The organism is Burkholderia sp. EMB26 (assembly GCF_024730645.1).
In the GTDB taxonomy this organism is placed as follows: domain Bacteria; phylum Pseudomonadota; class Gammaproteobacteria; order Burkholderiales; family Burkholderiaceae; genus Burkholderia; species Burkholderia cenocepacia.
The window spans coordinates 2180236-2200462 of the sequence record NZ_CP078071.1; the positions used below are offsets into that span (position 1 = coordinate 2180236).

Annotated in this window: 18 protein-coding genes; 8 read left to right on the forward strand and 10 right to left on the reverse strand. The window is 64.0% G+C overall.

Going from position 1 to position 20227, the window contains the following annotated elements; genetic code table 11:
• Window positions 1-40: 40 nt before the first annotated feature.
• The 3 genes from KU887_RS26595 to KU887_RS26605 form a co-directional block, all read right to left on the reverse strand.
• Window positions 41-1675, reverse strand: a complete 1635-nt coding sequence (locus KU887_RS26595) for a histidine-type phosphatase (RefSeq protein ID WP_258256029.1) — start codon at window positions 1673-1675, stop codon at window positions 41-43.
• A gap of 182 nt (window positions 1676-1857) precedes the next feature.
• A complete protein-coding gene (locus KU887_RS26600) occupies window positions 1858-2292 on the reverse strand; it encodes a hypothetical protein (protein ID WP_006483196.1) in 435 nt (144 codons plus the stop codon).
• 326 nt (window positions 2293-2618) lie between these two features.
• Complete coding sequence (locus KU887_RS26605) at window positions 2619-3977, reverse strand: NAD(P)/FAD-dependent oxidoreductase (RefSeq protein WP_062885135.1); 1359 nt, start codon at window positions 3975-3977, stop codon at window positions 2619-2621.
• A gap of 100 nt (window positions 3978-4077) precedes the next feature.
• On the opposite strand from KU887_RS26605, the gene KU887_RS26610 reads away from it, so the two are divergent.
• Window positions 4078-5031, forward strand: a complete 954-nt coding sequence (locus KU887_RS26610) for a LysR family transcriptional regulator (protein WP_048987382.1) — start codon at window positions 4078-4080, stop codon at window positions 5029-5031.
• Window positions 5032-5044: 13 nt separating this feature from the next.
• Here the strand turns inward: KU887_RS26610 and KU887_RS26615 are convergent, their stop codons facing one another.
• Window positions 5045-5239 (reverse strand): hypothetical protein, encoded by a 195-nt coding sequence (locus KU887_RS26615; protein ID WP_006483197.1) that lies wholly within the window; start codon window positions 5237-5239, stop codon window positions 5045-5047.
• A gap of 192 nt (window positions 5240-5431) precedes the next feature.
• On the opposite strand from KU887_RS26615, the gene KU887_RS26620 reads away from it, so the two are divergent.
• Complete coding sequence (locus tag KU887_RS26620) at window positions 5432-6349, forward strand: AraC family transcriptional regulator (RefSeq protein ID WP_202588731.1); 918 nt, start codon at window positions 5432-5434, stop codon at window positions 6347-6349.
• A 229-nt stretch (window positions 6350-6578) separates the two neighbouring features.
• Complete coding sequence (locus KU887_RS26625) at window positions 6579-7472, forward strand: NAD(P)H-binding protein (RefSeq protein WP_258256030.1); 894 nt, start codon at window positions 6579-6581, stop codon at window positions 7470-7472.
• A gap of 81 nt (window positions 7473-7553) precedes the next feature.
• On the opposite strand, the gene KU887_RS26630 is transcribed toward KU887_RS26625, so the two are convergent.
• Genes KU887_RS26630 through KU887_RS26655 form a run of 6 tightly spaced genes read right to left on the reverse strand, consistent with a single transcriptional unit; the run spans window position 7554 to window position 13722 of the window.
• Window positions 7554-8675, reverse strand: coding sequence for an ImpA family type VI secretion system protein (locus KU887_RS26630; RefSeq protein ID WP_212260656.1), 1122 nt, complete (start codon window positions 8673-8675; stop codon window positions 7554-7556).
• Window positions 8676-8681: 6 nt separating this feature from the next.
• Window positions 8682-9749 (reverse strand): type VI secretion system baseplate subunit TssG, encoded by a 1068-nt coding sequence (tssG, locus tag KU887_RS26635; protein ID WP_258256035.1) that lies wholly within the window; start codon window positions 9747-9749, stop codon window positions 8682-8684.
• Window positions 9749-11638: a type VI secretion system baseplate subunit TssF gene (tssF, locus tag KU887_RS26640; RefSeq protein WP_212260843.1), complete on the reverse strand. Its 1890-nt coding sequence runs from the start codon at window positions 11636-11638 to the stop codon at window positions 9749-9751. The genes tssG and tssF overlap by 1 nt, the downstream gene beginning before the upstream one ends.
• A 35-nt stretch (window positions 11639-11673) precedes the next feature.
• Window positions 11674-12234: a type VI secretion system baseplate subunit TssE gene (gene tssE / locus KU887_RS26645; RefSeq protein WP_212260658.1), complete on the reverse strand. Its 561-nt coding sequence runs from the start codon at window positions 12232-12234 to the stop codon at window positions 11674-11676.
• Entirely contained in the window at window positions 12227-13078 is an 852-nt protein-coding gene (locus KU887_RS26650) for a type VI secretion system accessory protein TagJ (protein WP_212260659.1), read from the reverse strand. Before KU887_RS26650 ends, tssE begins: the two co-directional genes overlap by 8 nt.
• Window positions 13075-13722, reverse strand: a complete 648-nt coding sequence (locus KU887_RS26655) for a TagK domain-containing protein (RefSeq protein WP_212260660.1) — start codon at window positions 13720-13722, stop codon at window positions 13075-13077. The genes KU887_RS26650 and KU887_RS26655 overlap by 4 nt, the downstream gene beginning before the upstream one ends.
• Before the next feature lie 542 nt (window positions 13723-14264).
• On the opposite strand from KU887_RS26655, the gene tssH reads away from it, so the two are divergent.
• The 5 genes from tssH to tssJ all read left to right on the forward strand — a co-directional run bounded on the left by tssH (window position 14265) and on the right by tssJ (window position 20214).
• On the forward strand, window positions 14265-16946 hold the full coding sequence (gene tssH / locus KU887_RS26660) for a type VI secretion system ATPase TssH (RefSeq protein WP_258256041.1): 2682 nt from the start codon (window positions 14265-14267) through the stop codon (window positions 16944-16946).
• A gap of 37 nt (window positions 16947-16983) precedes the next feature.
• The gene (tssB, locus tag KU887_RS26665) at window positions 16984-17526 is read left to right on the forward strand and encodes a type VI secretion system contractile sheath small subunit (protein ID WP_212260844.1); all 543 of its coding nucleotides are present in this window, start codon (window positions 16984-16986) and stop codon (window positions 17524-17526) included.
• 27 nt (window positions 17527-17553) lie between these two features.
• Window positions 17554-19047, forward strand: a complete 1494-nt coding sequence (gene tssC, locus KU887_RS26670) for a type VI secretion system contractile sheath large subunit (protein ID WP_212157557.1) — start codon at window positions 17554-17556, stop codon at window positions 19045-19047.
• 96 nt (window positions 19048-19143) lie between these two features.
• The gene (locus KU887_RS26675) at window positions 19144-19629 is read left to right on the forward strand and encodes a type VI secretion system tube protein Hcp (protein ID WP_258256044.1); all 486 of its coding nucleotides are present in this window, start codon (window positions 19144-19146) and stop codon (window positions 19627-19629) included.
• 81 nt (window positions 19630-19710) lie between these two features.
• Complete coding sequence (gene tssJ, locus KU887_RS26680) at window positions 19711-20214, forward strand: type VI secretion system lipoprotein TssJ (protein ID WP_212157558.1); 504 nt, start codon at window positions 19711-19713, stop codon at window positions 20212-20214.
• Window positions 20215-20227: the final 13 nt, after the last annotated feature.

A 20227-nucleotide genomic window follows, 5' to 3' on the forward strand; every position in this document is an offset into this window, starting at 1 on the left:
GATGCATCGCGCATCCGGCATACGTTGTCGTCACCATGCGTCACTGATACCCGTAACACTGCTTCAGCCCCGCGTAGTCGTAGAAGTGGCTGGTCGGCGCGATCTTCGCGCCGTCGCACGCGGCCTGGAAATCCGTCTCGCGCTCGTTGTACAGCATCTTCACGATGAGCCGCGTCCCGTTGCGATAAACATCCCATTGCATGTTTGCGGCCATCGGCGACACCTGGTCGCCGCGCCACGGGTTGTTCGCATATGTGTACGTCTGCGCTTGCGGCGTCGGCACGAACACGTTCTTCAGGTTCATGATCGACGCGAACGGAATCACGATCTCCGCGTGCGTGAAGCGCAGCTTCGCGGCATGCGTCAGGTCGCCGCGCGCGATCGCATCGACTTCACCGAAGAAATCGTCCTGCAGCACCTTCGCCATCCGGTACGTCACCGGGTTCGCTTCCTGGATGCCGGGCCCTTTCTGGTAGTAGTCCTCGGCGTCCTGCAGGTACGCGAGATACTGCGCCTGCTCGGCACCGATGTATTTCTCCATCGTGACGCCGCCGGTTTCCGCGGTCATGGCCGGCGCAACCTGCAGCAGGTTGTACAGCACGTTCACCGCATCGACGGCCGTCGCGATCTTCGTCTTGCCGTCGCCCTTCAGCGTGTTGGTGAACTTGCCGTCCGTCGATGTAAACGCATAGGTGCCGGTGTTCGCGAACGTGTAGCCGTCGGTGCCGAGCTTCGCGATGAAGGCCGGCGACACGAGCGCAGACAGCACCGTTTGCGCGACGTCGGCCGCTTGGGGCGCGGCCTTGATCGCCTTCAGCTTCGCGGCCACCGTCGCGTCGTTTGCATAGGCCTGGTATGCCTGGCTCGCCTGATAGGTCGCGTAGTACGGATCGCTCGTGTCGGTCACGAGATCGGTGGCCGGCTTCAGCGAGTGGAAATACAGCAGGAAGCGATTGGTGCCGGCCGGCTGCGCGACCGGTGCGTTCGCCGGATAGCCGGCCGGTGCGGCCGGCAGCGTGATGGCCGGCGCCAGTGCCGGCTGCGCGGCAACGAGCGCCGCCGAGAAATATGTCGAACTGTCGACCGCGCGATCCTGGCCCGAGTTGACGACGACCACCTGCCGGTTGCCCGCGGCGAACAGCGCAGGCAGCCGCTGCGCGAGACGCGCGGCGAGTTGCTGATGTTCGCGGATGCCGGTTTGCGTGAGGTTGCCGTACCCGGGTGTCGAGATGCCCTGCACGCCGTAGCCGAGCAGCGCATTGGCCTTCATCATCGCGTACGTGTCGGCCTTGAGTTGCGCGCCCAGCGCGGTCAGCGCGCCGTCAGCCTCGGCCTTGACCAGCATCGCGTAGATCGCGCCGTCGTACTTGAAGCCCGACAGCCCGCGCGAGCCGTGCCGTGCGACGAGTTCGGTGTAGACCGGCGCGTAGTCGGCCGGCGGCGCTTCGTAGGTCGCGGCGTCCTGCTGCGGGCGGTACGGCGTCTTCGTCTGGTAGTAGGTCGCGGGCGCCGGGTCAGGCGTGGGCTGAGGTTGCGGTTGCGGTTGCGGTGCGGGCGCCGTGCCGTTGTTGTCGACCGACGTGGCGGGCGGCGTCGGGTCATCATCCCCGCCGCAGGCGGCGAGCAACAGACAGGCGATCGTGAGGGCGGCGGCGGTGCGGGTCGGGCGTGTCATCGTGGCGGGCAACGGACGGCACGATGCGCATGCGCGTCGTACCGTCTCCGGGGCAATGTGGTCGAGCCCCGGAGTGTTGCAAGCGACTTTGACAGCAGAATGTCAGGATGCGGTCGGACAATCGTCGGATTGCCGCCGGATCGACGATGATGGCCGGCTGCGGCCGGCCCGGGGGCGGGCGTTCAGTGCAGCCCGGCCGATGCGATCGAGCGCACCGTATCGGTGATGTTCACGCAGCGCGACAGGCCGAAATGTTCGACTTCGCGGCGTTCCGGTTCGCTGCTCGCGATCCCGACCGCGCGCTCCGGCGGCACGCCGAGCGCTTGCAACGCGACATCGAACGGATGTTGATTTGATCCGGAGTCCTGTTGATCAGAATCCGTGACGACGACCGAGAAGCGGTCGAGGTTCGCGCGGCCGAACTGGCCTTCGAACATGTCGCTGAGCCGTGCGGCCGGCAGCGTCGTGACGAGACCGAGTCGATATCCTTCTTCCGATGCCCGGTCGAGCCACTGGATGATCGCGTCGCGCTGATGGCGCGATTCGCGCGAATCCGGTGTTGCTTCGATCTGGGCGAATGCTGCGTCGAGACGGGTGACGATGGCTTCGATGACCACGGTGATTCCTTTTCAGAAACGTGATGATCCGTTCGCCGACGGGAATGCCACACACCTTAGCGTCGATCCGGAAAATGCGACCAATTAATATTTTTAGCCGACTCATACGATTTGACTAATGAATGGGGTGGCAAGCCAGAGCGGGCGCGGGACACGTGTCGCACGGCATTTTCCGCGCGAATGGCAGCGCATCGACGGCCTTCAATGTGATGCACCAGCATGGCGCACATTCTGGATGCATCGCGCATATGCATATAAGGAAACGGCATATCGAGCGATGCCCGCCCGATATGCCGCGTTGCGAGGGTGCGCGCGAACAGGCGCGATCAGTGCAGCTTGATCGACGGCTGGTTACGGCTTTGCAGCCAGTGGCTCAGCGACTGGAACAGCGCGCGCTTCACGCCGACCACGCTGAACAGGTGCTTGCGATACAGGAACTTGTACAGCCCGATCGCCGCCAGCCCGTCGACGATCAGCGAGCGCGAGCGCACGCCGATGTCCGCCTGGTACACCGCACCCGCATGCCCGAGCGACACGACCGTGCCCGCATCGCGGAACGTGAAGCCGGCCACCGGCTTGCCGGCGACGCGGCGCGCGAACGCGTTGACCAGATACACGGCCTGCTGGTGCGCGACCTGCGCGCGTGGCGGCAGGAATCCGCCGGCACCAGTCGACGGGCACGCGGCGCAATCGCCGAACGCATACACGTGCGGATCGTCGGGCGTCTGCAGCGTGTCGGTCACGATCACCTGGTTCGAGCGGTTCAGCGCGATGTCGCCGATGTCCCGCAGCATCGCGGGGCCGGCGACGCCGGCCGCCCAGATCGTGATGTCGCTCGCGAGCCGTTCGCCCGCCGCGGTCGTCACGGCATCCGCGCCGACTTCCGCCACGCGCGTATCGGTCAGCACGTCGACGTTCAGCGCGCGAAGCTGCGCGTGCATCTTGCCGGACAGCCGTTCGTCGAGCGCCGGCAGGATGCGCGGGCCGCCTTCGATCAGCCGGATGTGCACGTCGCGTGCGGACACCAGCGCCTTGAAGCGGTACGTGGTCAGTTGCTGGATCGCGTGCCGCAGCGCGGCGGCCAGCTCGACGCCCGTCGCGCCCGCACCGATCACGTTGATGCAGATCGGCGCGCCCCGCCGCGCGGGCTGCTGCTCGGCCAGGTGATTCGCCTTCGTGCACGCAGCGAGGAACTTGCGGCGGAAATCCTCGGCCTGGTCGAGGTTTTCGAGCGGCAGCGCATGACGCTCGGCGCCCGGCACATTGAAGAAATTCGTCACGCTGCCGACCGCCAGCACGAGATCGTCATAGTCGAGTTCCCGCTGCGGCAGGATTTCCGTGCCGTCCGCATCCCGCACGGCCGCGATCGTCGCCGTGCGGGCCGCGCGGTCGACCCGCCGCAGCGCGCCCTGCACGAAACGGAAGCCGTGACGCTTCGCCTGCGCCGCGTATTCGATCGTGTGGGAGGCCGGATCGCGATGGCCCGATGCGGCTTCGTGCAGCAGCGGCTTCCAGAAGTGCGTCGGATAACGGTCGACGAGCACGACGTCGGCCTGCCCGCGGCGTCCGACCGTATCGCCGAGACGCGTCGCGAGCTGCAGGCCGCCGGCGCCGCCGCCGATGATCACGATGCGCGGCACGCGCGGTGCGCGGTCCGTTGCAAGGGTGGGCGTGGTGTTGTCCATGTTGGGCTCCCGCTGAATGACGATTCGGATGACATTGCTCAAGAACCGACGATATAGTTTCGAACCCACTCGAACAATTTAATGTTTATAAGCGACTCATATGTATTCACTTATAGGAAAGACCGCGACGTTCCGGCAGCTGAAGGCGCTGGACATGATCGCGCGGCTCGGCAGCGTGTCGCGCGCGGCCGAGGAGCTGAACCTGACGCAGCCGGCCGTGTCGCTGCAGGTTCGCCTGCTCGAGGAGGCCGTGGGCGCCGCGTTGCTGCAGCGGGTGGGGCGTGGCGTGCAGCTGACGGCGGCCGGCGAGATCGTGGCGCGCTACGCGCGCGAGATCCTGCATCTGTGGAGCGAGGCCGGCGACGAAGTGGCCGCGCTGACGGGCGATCTCGGCGGCACGCTGCGGATCGGCGCGATCACGACGGCCGAATACCTGATCCCGCCGCTGCTCGTCAAATTCACCGCGACGCGTCCGCACGTGAAGACGTATTTCAAGGTCGGCAACCGCGACGACATCATCCGCATGCTCGCGACGCATGAAATCGATCTCGCGGTGATGGGCAGCGCGCCGAAGGAACTGCGCACGCACGCGGTCGAGTTCGCGAAGCATCCGATGGTGTTCGTCGCGGCGCCCGGCCATCCGCTGATGCAGCGCAAGCGCGTCACGCTGAAGGATCTCGAATCCGCACACCTGCTCGTGCGTGAGCGTGGCGCGGGCACGCGCTCGACCGTCGAGAGCCTGTTCAAGAACGCGGGCCATCGCTTTCATGTGGGTTCCGAACTGTCGAGCAACGAGGCGATCAAGCAGATGGCCGAAGCGGGCCTCGGCGTCGCGTTCCTGTCGTTGCACGCGTGTGCACTTGAATTGCGAACGGGGCTGCTCGGCCAACTGCCGTTCCCCGGCAACCCGATCGAACGCGAATGGTATGTGGTGACGCTCGCCGACCGGCGGATCTCGCAAGTGACGGGGCTGTTCCGCGACTTCCTGATCAAGCAGGGTGCGCCGGTGATCGACGGCGCGACGGTGGCGTCGCACGAGCGGCGACGCAAGTAGGCGCGACCGGCGGTCAGGCGAGCCCGAAATCGTCGTTGCTGTCGGGAATCGATGCGAGCAGCCGTTCGAGCCGGTACCAGCCGACCACGCGCAGGCACCACGCGGCGATGGCGGTGCGTGTATTGCGGACGTCGGGGCCGGATGAAGGGCGAACGGTGGACGGCGAACGCGCGATGAACGCCGCGCGTTGCGGGCAGGAATGGGGCATGACGGGCTCCGTAGGTGTCGGATGAACGGATCGTAAGCGGCGTGGCGCCCGCCGGCGCGCACGCAAGGATCGTCCCGAGCAGAAACGGATGATCTTTTTCTGCGTGATCCGGCGGCGCTCGCGCACGGCCGGCACGCCGGCCCGAAACGCGTCACAATGCGCGTTCGGCACCTGATCTGGTGGAGACCATCAATGAGCGATCCGATTCTTGCCGCGCCGACGGACAACGGCGTCCCGGTCAGTCTGCGCTCCAGCCGCGGGCTGGGTTGGCGTGGCTTCGGCGCGTCGCTGCTGGAGATTCGCGCGGGTACGTACCGGATTCCGGCGGCCGAGCATCACCGGATCGGCGTGCATATCGGCGCGCCGGTGCGCGCGGATTGCGTGTGCGACGGCGAGCGCGTGTCGCGTATCCAGGCGCACGGCGACGTCGACGTGATTCCGGCCGGCCTGCCCGGCCAATGGACCGACAGCGCCGACTGCCGGATTCTGCACATCGCACTCAGCGACACCTTCGTGCGGCGCACCGTCGAACAGCTCGAACTGAAGCCGTCGCACGCGCGGATCCGCCGGCGGCTGCAGGTGCGCGACCCGCGGCTGCAGCACATCGCGTGGGCGATGGCCGCCGAACTCGAAGCGGAAGACGCATCGGACCCGCTCTACGCGGAGAGCCTGTGCACGGCGCTCGTCGCGCGGCTGGTCGACGGCCAGCCCGTGTTTCGCGAACGCCGGCGCACGCTGGCGCCGAAGGCGGCGGCGCGCGTGATCGACTATGTCGAGGCGAATCTCGACCGGCGCATGACGCTGGCCGAGCTCGCGGCGCTCGTGTCGATCAGCGTGCCGCATTTCAAGGTGCTGTTCCGCGAAACGCTCGGGATGCCCGTGCACCAGTACGTCGTGCGGCGCCGGGTGGAGCGCGCGAAGACGCTGCTGCTCGAAGGCCGGCTCAGCATCAGCCAGATCGCGCTGGAGGCCGGGTTTGCGCATCAGAGCCACATGGCGAACTGGATGAATCGCATGCTCGGGGCGACGCCGACGGAGATAGCGCGGTCAGGCGTGCGGGGTGGGTTGCGGCTGGCGTATGACGGTGAGGATGGCGGGAAAGACGCATAACGCAACAGCGGTACATGGGCGTTGCGTTTGATCCAAGGGCAATTGTCCAACAGGTGGTTGGACGATTGTCGCGTTCGCCTTCTCCGGTTTTGACGCGCTTGTATCGGGGAGCACGCATGGTTGGCGTACTCAGCACGTCATCTTTTCCTGCTCGATTCATCCCTCCGTGCGCGCCTTCTCGGCCGCGCAACCCGACAATCACAGCACCTTCATCCCTCAGGAGCGAACCGTGTTCGTGATCTTCGGAGTATCCGGCAACGTCGGCTTGTCGACCGTGACGACCTTGCGCTACGCAGGCCATTCCGTGCGCGCGGTGCTGCGCGACGCGCGCCATCGTGAACGTTTCATGCAGCTCGGCTGCGATGTTGCGATCGCGGACCTGACGGATGCGAACGCGATCGCCGCGGCGATCGACGGCGCGCAGGCGGTGCAGATACTGTGCCCGGTGCCGGCTGCCGACCCCGATCCGGCCGCGACGATGACGCGGACGATCGATGCAGCGACCGCCGCGCTTGCCGCGAATCCGCCGCCGGCGCTGCTCGCGTTGTCGGATTACGGCGCGGAGCTTGAAGGCAATACGGGTATCACGCGCCTGTTCCATGAATTCGAGGAACGGCTGAAGACGATCCCGACGCGATTGACGCTGCTGCGCTCGGCCGAGCATCTGCAGAACTGGGCGCGCGTGCTGCCGGTCGCGCTCGGTACCGGCGTGCTGCCGAGCTTCCATCATCCGGTCGGCAAGGCGTTTCCGACGGTCTGGGCGCCCGATGTGGGCATCGTCGCGGCGCGGCTGATGCTCGATGCGCCGGAAGGCGGCAGCGGGCCGCGCATCGTCAGTGTCGAAGGGCCGCGGCGGGTGAGCGTGACGGCGATTGCGGAAACGTTGGGCGCGGCGGCAGGTCGCTCGATCGTCGCGCACGAGTTGCCGCGCGATACGTGGAGCGCGACGCTACTGCGCGCTGGGCTCAGCGAGCGTCATGCGCAGCTGATCGTCGACCTGTATGACGTGCACAACGCGGGGCGGATCGATGTGGAAGCCGACGCGTCGGAGCGGGTGTACGGGACGACGACGCTGGAGGAAGCGCTTGCTGCGCTAGTGCGCGCGCATGCGACGCGGGCGTGAGGCGGGACCACCGGCGGTCAGTCGCATACGAGGTTCGCCGGCGAGATGCTGCCTGGTCGCCGTGCGCGTCGATTTCCGAATCTATTCCAGGCCATTCGCCTGATCCCATTGCGCAAGAAGCTCGGCCGGAATCGCGTTGACAACCTCGACATAGCGTTTGCCAACGTACTGTTCAGCCCGCTTCAGCAATACCGGGATAGGGCTGCTTGGTTCGTTCGCTTCGAACCACTGACGCGCCGTACGGATCAGCGTCAGCGCCGCCCGGCGGTCCATCGGCATATGTTCGATACACGTGACGGCAGCCGGCGCGTGTGCGTCGGCGATGAACTTTTCATGTGCAAGCACTGACGGAATTGCTTCACCGTGTCGCCCACTGCCTGTATCCACGCTTTCAATGTCCTCCACGAAAGCGTGTGTGACGTTGGAAGCCGCTTCGGTGCCGCCATCCTCGACATTTGACAGCTGCAGCAATCGAATCAATGGCGAAAGATCGAGAAGATACGCCTCGAGATGCGTAGCAGCCCACATATCGATCGCGGCAAGATTTGAGATCGTCTGGGCGAACGCGCTCATCATTTCCGGCTGTCGGATCCGGAGGTCCTGCAACTGTTGGATGACCGAATCGGGCGCGAGCGCATCCGCTGAGCGCGGGTGGGCAAAAGCGCGTTCGACGTCGCGCATCTGTAGACGCGCGACGGTCGACTTCATCAGCGCGATCTCCCGGACATCGGCCAGCAACCCGTCGGGATCTGTCAGCGCCTGTAGCGCATTCGTCCGCATTTCCAGTGCCGCGCCGCGATCGTCATCCGTGCTTGCCTGAGGGTGAATGCTGTCGGGAAATGCCTGCAGCAACGCCGCGAGCAGCCCTGTTCCTTCCGCCAACCCCGACGGACCGCCGAGGCGCGTGCGACAGCGGGCGTAGAGCACCGCGACACGCATATCCTTCGTGCGCAGCATCAATCTGCGACAGTTGCGTTCCAGCTCACTCCAGTTGAGTGGATCAGGTGATCCGATGAACGCGCCATACTGTACGTCCGGTCTTGACGCGGCTTCAGCGAAAAGCACCACGAAGTCGTGGTCATACTCGAGATCCGAGCCGCACGGCGCGTCCTCGCTTACTGGCGTCAGCCAGTCGACGTGCGTGGTATCCATCGCGGTGGGTCGGTTCGGCTTCGCGGAAGCGGCCGGTGGTTTCTTGCTCATGGTCGGTCAGTTCAGGGGGCGGGTCGGACGGCGGTTGAAACGGCGCGCGTAACGTTCTGGTTCGAACCGCATGCCCGTAACGGGTTTGCGCTGGTCCGGGCGCCCGAGCCATCCGGACCAGCCCATGCGTTGTTGACCACCCATCACCGCCGGCGGCGCACTCTCGGGCTTGATACGCAACTCGAGTTCCCATTCCAGTTCGTAACCGACGAACGTCCGCACCCATTCGACAAGCTGCGGCAGATCCTCGCCCTGAGGCGTGAAGCGCAGGTAAGCGTCGAGATCGAGCGGGCCGAGGACAATTCGAAAGCGGTGCTGACGATCCGGCGCGACGCGTCCCAGTATCGCGCCTTGTCCCATCGTCGCGGCGGCGCCCGGGCAGCCCATGCGGCCGCAATCGTCCGGATCGATTGCGATCCAGTGGAACACGTTCTCGTCAATCGCAACCGGTACGCCAAAGTAGCGTTCAAGCGTCGCGCGCAATCCGTCAGGATTGCGCGATTCGCGGATGAGATGCGCCGAAGCGGCGAGGCACGCGTGCGAGGGGAGCGCGCGCTGGGTGATTTCTCCGACGTCCAGTCCCGCGAGGCTCGCGATGTAGAACGAAAATCGCTCCTCGTGCTTTCGATCGAGTCCCGCGGTCGATTGAGCCGAAGCCCACGCCCGATAGAACAGCGTGAAGTAGCGGTGATGAAAGATGTTGAAAAAATCGATGGTCGTCGTGTCCCGCCGGCTGTCCTCACGATCCTTCGCGATCTCGGTGAAGTGGATCGGTAGCGGACCATTGGGACCGAGCATCCCGAGACTGAAAAGCCGCAGCTTCAATCGTCCGTCCGTTTGTTCCGCGCTGGCGACTTCTCGCGGGGCAAAGGCGAGGCTCGGCTGCTGGCCAAGCCGGAAAGGCTCCGCACCAGGCCGGCGCGCCATGCCGATCGAATCGATCTCGGGGTTCGCGCCGATGCGTCGCAATAGCGACAAAAACCCGAACCGCCATGGCTCGGCTTGCAAGGATTCGAGTTGTTCGCGCGACAGCATGCTGTCGCGCAGCAGTGCGGGCGGGGTGGCGCGTTTCATCACAGGACTCCGCGCGTACCCGTGCGTACGGGCCAGCGTGCGATGCGGCCCCGCTGCATCGAGTGCAGTTCGGTCTGCGTAAAGCTGTTGATCGACACGTGCCGCGCAAGCCAATGCTCGAGGATCACGCCGAACAGATAGGGGCTTATCCCCGAGAAGTTGGTCTCGTCGACAGTCAGTGTGCATTCGATGCCGCGCCCGAATGTCATCGGGCCGCTTTGCAGCAGCTTGCGCGTCACCGGATGCGTCTTCACGCCGACGAGGCCTTCGACTTGTCGGGCTTGTCCTGAGTTGCCCTCCACGACGTACAGGCGCAGCAGATCGCGCAGCCCTTGACTCCCTTCACGATGGTCGAAATCGTCGAGCGGCAGATAATTGAAGTTGAGCTGGCGGATCAGACGCCATGCCATTTCCCGTTCGGCATAGGGCGGCAGCGGCGGGCTCGGCGGGCGGATGAGGCCGATGCTCTCGACCGGTGCGGATTCGGCCGTGTCCAGGTCGTCGATACCATTGCGCGGCACGAGCGTCGCGAGATCGCGGTTTGTCAGCAGCGCATCGACCGACAGGTAGCGGATGTTTTCGTGATACGGCGCTTCGTTCTGGTCGACGAGAGAGAGAAACACTTCCGTGCCGATGTAGGGCGTGCGTGTACCGTAACGGCGGGCGGAATCGGACACGAGACGCCGCTCGCGTCTCGCCGAAAAGTAGCGGCCATGGTTGCCTTCGTCATTGTTCAGCGTTTGGTAGAGCGGGCGGAACGTCAGTTCGTCGGATGTCGCGGCCACGCGGCCGTACACGGTCTCGACTGAAAACACCTCGTAGTCGAGCGGTGCAAGCCGTGTCGGTACAAGATGAAACTCGGTTTCCCGCGGCGTGATCTCGATCCGGTCGGTATGTTTGCTGAAGAGGTTGACGACGGGCGTGCAGAACAGCGCGAAGCGCGAGGCGTCGACGAGGTTTGCCAGTTGAGCCGGCGAGCGGTCGAGCAGCACGACGATCTCGACTTCCCGGCCGTGTACCGTCGAAAACCCTTCCGCCAGCCCATTCAGCGCGAAGAACCAGAATCGGGCCGGGCATGCGAAATACTCGTGCAGCAGGTTATGCCCGTGGAACTTGGTCCATGTGAGCGGCAGCAGATTCTGGTCGGTGCGCAGCCCTTCGTATTCCACTGCGTCACGCGTAACGGCTGCGAGCGGGCGCCCCGGCGTGCCGAACTCGCCAGGCGTGCCGATCACGGACGCGATGGCGCCCGCATGCAGCAGTTCGAACAGGTGCGATGCAACCTGCTCGTCACCGGCAAGGTAGACCGGAAGTCGATCAAGCCCCTTCAGGTCGGAGATTCGGACGTCGCCGGTGGTCGCCAGGCGTAGCCGCAGTGCGCCCCGCACCTGCGTATCGGGCGGCGCGTAGCGCTCGAGGCCGGCGATGTCCGGAGGAACGCCCGTCAGGCGGGCCTCGGCGATCGTCAGCGGCCACAGCACCACGTCCTGACCGCTCGTGAATTGGCACGCCGTTCTTTCGCCATCGGGAACGCGGGCGGTAAACCCAGTGCCGCGCGCAATTCGATATCCGTTCGCGAGGCTGCCCTCCGTCCCCCCGGGATGCAGGCGGGCGACCGCAATCGACGGCGTGGGTGCGACGTAGTTCGGATAAACGACTTCGAGCAACCGTTCGGTAAAGCGCGGGAATTCCGCATCGAGCTTGAGCTGCATGCGAGCTGCCATGAAGCTGAACGACTCGATCAGGCGCTCGACGTAGGGATCCGCCACTTCGCCCGCCTGCATGCCGAGCCGGCGGGCGATCTTCGGGTGTGCATGCGCGAATTCAGCCGCGAGTTCGCGCATGTAGATGAGTTCCTGGTTGTAGTAGTCGAGCAGTCGCGGGTCCATCGGGATGGTCTCGTTATCGTTGTGGCATGCCATGCCTAACTCGTGCGCATGCCGGTGATGCGAATCTCGCTGGTTTCGAGATCCAGCGAGCTCTGCACCATGAACTCGAGCGGATACGGATCCATGTGAATCAGGCCGCGAACTTCGAATGCGAGGACGTTGTGATGCTCGCCGGCGCCGCCGCTGCCGGGACGTGGGGACACCACCAGAGAGGCCGGAATCAGCCGCGGTTCGAAATCGGCAATGGCCCGCCGGATTGTCTGTTCGACGTCGTTCCAGTGACGTGATGCGATAAAGGCGCCCGCAAGGGGCGGCACGCCGAAGTTCACGGTCGACGCAGCGACTTGCGGGTGGCGGCCCCGATCGATCTGGTCCTCGATGCTGGTTGTGTTGAGCAGGTAGGCGAGATCGCGCTGCACGATGTCGCGCATCTGTTTACGGGTGACCGTGTATTCTTCCGGCGCCTCCGTGCTTCGGTGCGGTGCATCGTCACGGAGCCGGTCAAGCAAGGTCGGCATCAAGTGCGTATTGGCGCGCCGCGGCGCGCGGACGGCGAGCGAGTCCGCGGCCTGTGGCACTTTCCTGCGCTCACTCATCGGTCGGCTCTCCGGTCGTGGCGCTGTTCCCGATACCCGCGCCGAACTCCGCGGTTGCCAGTTCGAACAGCCCGAAGTCGCCCCGATCCGTTGACCAGGTCTTTTGTCCAAGCGCCATGACGCCGGTTCGGCCGTGCTCTTGCCAGGACGTTTCGCGGCCGACACGAACGGCATCGGTGCCGGCCTCCGAACCCGGATATCGCGCCGGCATGAAACCGTGAATGATGGCGCCGTCGCCAAGCATGAACGTGCAGGGCGCCCAAACCAGATCGATGACCCTCGTCGGAGGCGGCACGCGCCATGACGCCAGATCGGCGAACGGAATCCAGCGATAGTGCCCGGCCGCGATGATTTCGCAGACGGGGCCGAAACGGGAGTCGCTATCGACGATCCAGGCTACCGCACCCTGCGGGATGCGCGCCGCGACGGTCGGAGCGGCATCGAAGGCCGCTTCGCGCGCGTCGTCGGCCGCGTCGATCCGTCCCGCCGCGGCAAGCTGCAGTGCATTCAGCAATCCGTCGATCCGCGCCGGCTGCTCGAATACGAACCCTGGGCGCTCGTGCCCGTCAACCACCTGCTTGCGCCGGCATTCGGCGCGGATCAGGTCGCGGTAGACCTGCGCGGTTGCCGTTTGCACGGGATCCAGCGTGGCCCATGTCTGTAGTTGCCGGATTGCACGCGCCCATTCACTCATGACGCACAACAGCTGGAACAGCGCCCATCGATGGGACGCGATGGCAGGTTGTGCGCGCACGCTTGCGGAGATTCGTTCGATCTGTTCGCTGAGGGAGGCATCATCCAGACGAACGAGAGCGGGCGGATGGGAAGCGGTAAGCCGGGTCAATCTTCATCCTTGCACAAGGGCGCGGACAGCGGGCTGTCGATAGTCAACGCGTGGTGTTCGCGCCGTGTTAGTGCGGGGGGATGTTGCGCGGCCGTCGCTCGAAAATCGGGAGGGGCAAACAGAAGCAGGATCTCGGGCGCGGGTTCGGTGTCCGGCAGCGGGCCAGTGCGCTCGTCAAGTCGCTCGAATACGTCCTCGAGCGTGCGGTCCCCAAACAGTAGCGTTTCGATTGAATCGTGATCGCGACTGGCATCCGGACACGCCGCCGAATCGAGTGCGGTTGTGCGCGTTGCCGGCTCTGCAGCCGCTGCGACTGATCCCCATTCAGCGGTAGCGGCTGTGTGGGGATCGGCCAGCGCCCGCCAATACTGGGCGTGCAATGTATTGATCAGCACGTCGGTGGTGTCGGACGTGTCAATGGAAGCGTGGGACGAAGGAGCCGACTGTCGCGCGACGCGTTCCATGCCGCCGATGCCGAGTTGACCGAGCAGGTCGCCGGCACAGGGCCACGCGGATGATTCGCCTGCCGGAACCGCCGGTTGGGCAGCAGCAGTGTGGCTGGGCCGCGCATGATCGTTACCACGCGCGAGCCTCGTGTGCGGCACGTCCGATTGACGACACCATGGCAGGCGAGGGGAACGCATCTGGCTGTCCAATGATGAGAATCCCGCATTTTAACCATGAGTTTCGGTCGATTTTTTATTGAGATGAAAATAATCTATTGGATGAGATCGAATGGAGTATTTTGGGGATGAGGTGCGAAATGTGAAATAAAGTCAAAATATGGATAAGATTATTTTGAGATAAAAATTTATCGATGCGGTGAGGGCATGGGATCTTTGTTGGAATGGAATTTATCTCAAAATAACAATGACTTGCGTTCGTTGGTCGTGAGTGATCTGTTTGATTGTTCAACCGAAGGCTGATCAGGCTTTGCATAGAGCGAGGTAGTGATGTGTCGAAGTGAGATGAGGGAATTTCAGAGAAAAATTTCCGATCGAATGCATTGACGGAAGTTGTAACTCGTGCCGATAATGCGGATTCGATTTGAATGGCCGATCAAGTCGAGTTGAAAAGAGGATGATGTACGGGTACTTCCGGGGGCCTCTGGAAGATGATCTGTATAGCAGTCCTGATAGATCATGCATGGCGCGGAGCGTCATCGCGTCCGACAACAAAGATCAACATGACCATTTCTCGCCAAGCGCTATTCGGTAAGCTCGGGGTCCAGCTTTACCGGGGTATCGAGTCGGCGACGAGTTTCTGCAAGCTGCGCGGGAATCCGTTCGTCGAACTCGTCCACTGGCTGCACCAGTTGCTGCAGCAGCCGGACGGCGATCTTCAGCGGATCGTGCGTCACGCCGCGATCGATCGCGATGGGCTGGAACGCGATTTCGCGCGGGCTCTGGCCGCCTTGCCGGCCGGCGCAAGCTCGATCAACGACTTTTCGTGGCATATCGAATCGGCGATCGAGCGGGCCTGGGTGCTCGCAACGCTCGAATATGGCGACCGTCGTGTGCGCGGCGCGTGGCTGATCGCGGCACTCGTGTCCCTCCCCGAGTTGCGGCGCGTCATGCTCGCGATTTCTCCGACGTTCGGAAAAATCCCGGTCGATGATTTCGACGACGTGCTGCCAGCCTGGATAGCCGGCTCGCCGGAGGCGGACGACGCCCCGTATGACCATAGCGAATATCTGCCTGCCACGCCGGGTGACGCATCCGGTGCGACGCCGGGCGCGCCGAAGGGTGGGACACTCGATCAGTATTGCGCGGATCTGACGGCACGTGCTCGTGCCGGCGAGATCGACCCGGTCATCGGTCGCGAACACGCGATTCGCACGATGATCGACGTGCTGCTGCGCCGCAGGCAAAACAATCCGCTGGTGACCGGTGAAGCCGGGGTCGGCAAGACGGCCGTGGTCGAGGGGCTCGCTCGCGCGATCGCATCGGGCAACGTGCCGCCGAAGCTTGCAGATGTGCGTCTGCTGAGCCTCGATGTCGGGGCGTTGCTGGCGGGCGCCAGCATGAAGGGGGAATTCGAGGCGCGCCTGAAGGCGTTACTCGAAGCAGCCGCGAAATCGCCAGTGCCGGTCATCCTGTTCATCGACGAAATCCATACGCTGATCGGCGCGGGTGGCCAGGCCGGCACGGGTGACGCCGCCAACCTCCTGAAGCCGGCGCTCGCGCGCGGCACGCTCCGCACGATTGGTGCGACGACCTGGGCCGAGTACAAACGGCATATCGAGAAAGACCCTGCATTGACGCGGCGCTTTCAGGTGCTCCAAGTCGCCGAGCCGTCCGAGGCTGCTGCCGTCGATATGGTGCGGGGGCTCGTGCAAACGTTTTCCGCGCATCACGGTGTAGTGGTGCGCGACGAGGCGATTCGCAGTGCAGTGACGTTGTCTCACCGGTACATCCCGTCGCGCCAGTTGCCGGACAAGGCGATCAGCTTGCTCGACACTGCCTGTGCACGCGTGGCGCTGTCTCAGCATGCCACGCCGCGAGAACTCGACGACGTGCGTCAACGGCTGGCGGCCGCCCGCGCCGAAGCGGCGCTACTCGCGCAGGAGGCCCGTATCGGACTGGGCGTGGGCAAGGCACTGGACAGTGCACACGAACGCATTGCCGCGCTTGCAGCGGGCGAAGCAGCCGTCGAAGTGCGCTGGCGCGAACAGGTGGCGGCTGCGCAGGCATTGCTGGACGCCCGCGAAACGATGAGAGGTGACGTTGCGCATGCGCCGGTGTCGATCGATCGGCTTCGCGAGCTCGAGCAAGCGTTGCTGGCGCTGCAGGGCGACGCGCCGCTTGTGTTTCCGGAGGTCGATGCGGCGATCGTCGCGGAAATCGTCTCCGACTGGACGGGTATCCCTGCCGGTCGCATGGTCACGGACGAGGTCGCAGCGGTGCGTCGATTGCCTGAAACGCTGGAGGCACGCGTGGTCGGCCAGACGGACGCGCTGCGCTTGATCGGCGAACGCGTGCAGACCGCACGGGCCGGCCTGACCGATCCGAAGAAGCCGCTTGGCGTGTTCCTGCTCGCGGGCCCGTCGGGCGTCGGCAAGACCGAAACCGCGTTGGCGCTAGCCGAGGCGCTGTACGGTGGCGAACAAAACCTGGTCACGATCAACATGAGCGAATATCAGGAAGCGCACACCGTCTCGGGACTGAAAGGGGCGCCGCCCGGCTACGTCGGATATGGCGAAGGCGGCGTGTTGACCGAAGCGGTGCGCCGCCGCCCGTATTCGGTCGTCCTGCTCGACGAGGTTGAAAAGGCCCATGGCGACGTGCATGAAATGTTCTTCCAGGTGTTCGACAAGGGCTACATGGAAGACGGCGACGGCCGCCATATCGATTTCCGCAACACGACGATCCTGCTGACGAGCAATGTCGGCGCGGACCTGAGCGCAAGCCTGTGTGCCGATCCCGCGCTCGCACCGGACCTCGACGGCTTGCGCGAGGCGCTCGCTCCCGAGCTGCTGAAAACTTTCCCGGCGGCTTTCGTCGGCCGCGTGACGGTGGTGCCGTACCGGCCGCTGGCGGACAACGCGCTCGCGCGCATCGTTCGCTTGCACCTTGCGCGTGTCGTGAAACGCATGGCTGATACGCACGATATCGCGCTCACGTTCGACGATGCAGTGGTCGGCTACATCGTCGGTCGCTGTCTCGTACAGGAAACCGGTGCGCGAGCCCTGATCGGTTTCATCGAACAACACATCCTGCCGCGCCTCTCGGCGCTCTGGCTCGATGCCTTCGCGTCGAAAGGCGCGCTCGCGCGCATCGCGATCGGTGTCGCCGACTCGGCCGCCGAGCCTGCGCGGGCGCTGACCTTCGATGCAATGCCTTCTCGCCTGGACGAATCGCTTGGCTAAGCGCCGTCCACTTCCCACTGTTCAGGAGAACCTGTCCATGTCCGCTTCCAGCAGTTCGCAGAAATTCATTGCGCGCAATCGTGCGCCGCGCGTGCAGATCGAGTACGACGTCGAGGTTTACGGCTCGGAGAAGAAAGTCGAGCTGCCTTTCGTCATGGGCGTGCTGGCCGACTTGTCGGGCAAGCATCCGGTCGAGCCGCTTCCGGCGGTATCCGATCGGCGCTTCCTCGAAATCGATATCGATAATTTCGACGAGCGGATGAAGGCCATTCGACCGCGCGTCGCGTTTGCCGTGCCGAATACGCTGACGGGCGACGGCCAGATGATGGTCGACATGACCTTCGAGAGCATGGAGGACTTTTCCCCGGCTGCGATCGCACGCAAGGTCGAGCCGCTCCGCCAGTTGCTGGAGGCCCGTACACAGCTGGCGAACCTGCAAACCTACATGGACGGCAAGTCGGGCGCCGAAGCGCTCGTGACGCAGTTGCTGCAGGATCCGGCGCTCCTGAAATCGCTGGCCGCTGCGCCGAAGCCCGAGCATCATGAAGCCGGCGCCCTCGACCAGAACGAAGCCAACTGACCGACGAACCGAGCGAGGATGACCACCATGGCGAAGCAACACGTACAGGCCGCGCAAGTACAGACGGCCGCTCAATCCGACTTCACGCAACTGCTGGAAAAGGAATTCCGTCCGAAGACCGACCAGGCTCGCGAGGCCGTCGAATCCGCAGTCCAGACGCTCGCCGAGCAGGCGCTTGCACAGACTGCGACCATCAGCGACGACGCGTACAAGAGCATCGCGGCGATCATTGCGCAGATCGACCACAAGCTTTCCGAGCAGATCAACCTGATCCTGCACCACGACGACTATCAGGCGCTGGAATCGGCATGGCGTGGCTTGAACCATCTCGTGTCGAATACGGAAACCGACGAGCATCTCAAGATCCGTGTCCTGGACGTGTCGAAGACCGAGCTGCACCGCACGATGCGTCGCTACAAGGGGCTGGCATGGGATCAAAGCCCGCTCTTCAAGCAGATCTATGAGCAGGAGTACGGCCAGCTCGGCGGCGAGCCGTACGGCTGCATGGTGGCCGACTACTATTTCGACCACACGCCGCCTGACGTCGATCTGCTGGGTTCGATTGCGAAGGTCGCCGCGGCATCTCACACGCCGTTCATCACGGGGGCGGGCCCGTCGGTGCTCCAGATGGAGTCGTGGCAGGAGCTGGCGAACCCGCGCGACCTGACGAAGATTTTCACGCAGAACCTCGAGTACGCGGCGTGGAATTCGCTGCGCAATACCGAAGATGCCCGCTATGTCGGCCTGACGATGCCGCGCTTCCTCGCACGGCTGCCGTATGGTGCGAAGACCAATCCGGTGGACGAGTTCGATTTCGAAGAGGACACCAATGGCTCGGATCACAGCCGCTACGGCTGGGCGAACGCGGCGTACGCGATGGGTGTCAACATCAACCGCTCGTTCAAGCAGTATGGCTGGTGCTCGCTGATCCGCGGCGTCGAGTCGGGCGGTACGGTCGAAAGCCTGCCATGCCATACGTTCCCGACCGACGATGGCGGCATCGACATGAAATGCCCGACCGAGATCGCGATCTCGGATCGCCGCGAGGCCGAACTGTCGAAGAACGGCTTCATTCCACTCGTGCATCGCAAGAACACCGATCACGCAACCTTCATCGGCGCGCAATCGTTGCAGAAGCCAGCCGAGTACCACGATCCGGACGCGACCGCCAACGCGAACCTGTCTGCACGCCTGCCGTATCTGTTTGCCTGCTCGCGCTTCGCGCACTACCTGAAGTGCATCGTGCGCGACAAGATCGGTGCGTTCAAGGAGCGCGAGGACATGCAGCGCTGGCTGAACGAATGGGTCATGCACTACGTCGATGCGGATCCCGCCAACTCGTCGCAGGACACCAAGGCGCGCCGGCCGCTTGCCGCCGCCGAAGTGCTCGTCGAGGACGTCGAGGGCAACCCCGGCTATTACCAGGCGAAATTCTTCCTGCGACCGCACTTTCAGCTCGAAGGGCTGACAGTCTCGCTGCGGCTCGTGACGAAGCTTCCGTCGATCAAGGAAGCGGCGTAACCGGAAGGTAATCGACCCCGTCAGGCCGGGCATTCAATCGCTTCATCTTGTGGTGAACGGCCTGTTTCTACTCACGTAAGTCAAGGAGTACTACGCATGGTACAGGACATTTTTCTGAAGATCGACGGTATCAACGGCGAATCGCTCGACGACAAGCACAAGGACGAGATCGAAGTCCTGAACTGGGATTGGGAAATCACCCAGGAATCGTCGATGCATGCCGGCAGCGGTGGCGGCGCGGGCAAGGCGACGGTCAAGGATCTGACGTTCGAACACAACATCGATCGCGCGAGCCCGAACCTGATGAAGTACGCGCTGACCGGCAAGCACATCGACCAGGCGACGCTCGTGATGCGCAAGGCCGGCGGTAATCCGCTCGAATACCTGAAGGTCACGATGAGCGACGTGATCGTCACGCGCGTGAAGCCGTCCGGCAGCAAGAGCGACGCCGAGAAAAGCCGCGAGACGGTAGCGTTGTCGTTCGCGAAGGTGAAGCAGGAGTATGTCGTGCAGAACGCGCAAGGCGGCAGCGGCGGCGCGGTGACGGCCAGCTTCGACATCAAGGGCAACAAGGAAGCATAAGCCGGCAAGGCGTTGCGCGTGCGCCGGGTGTCTCGACGTACGCGCAATGTCCTTTTTGCCGGATTCCAAGATGAGATCCGCATGCGTTCGATCCTGATTGCCACCGTGCTTGCCAATGTCGTGATTCTTGCGGCCTGTGCGAGCGGTGAACCGAAGCCCAAGGAGCCCATTCGGCTTGACCTGACGGTCACCGCGCGACCGGACGTCAACCCGGACGATCGCGGCCGGGCCGCGCCGATCGTCGTTCGCATCTATGAGCTGAAGAACGACAACGCCTTCAGCACGGCGGACTTTTTTACGCTGCAGACCCAGGAAAAGACGGTATTGGGCGATGACGTCGTGAAGCGTGACGAACTGCAGCTGCGTCCCGGTGATCGCAAGACCCTCGTTCGGCGGCCGGACCCAGCGACGACCGCCATCGGCGTGATTGCGGCGTATCGCGATTTGCCGAATGCGGTATGGCGCACGGTTTATACGATGCCGACCGCACCCGACAAGGCGTGGTACCGCTTGTTCACGCCGAAGCTGAAATTGACTATCGATCTCGAGGCGAAGGCCGTCAAGGTCGAGGAAGTGAAGAAATGAAACACGTCGCGCA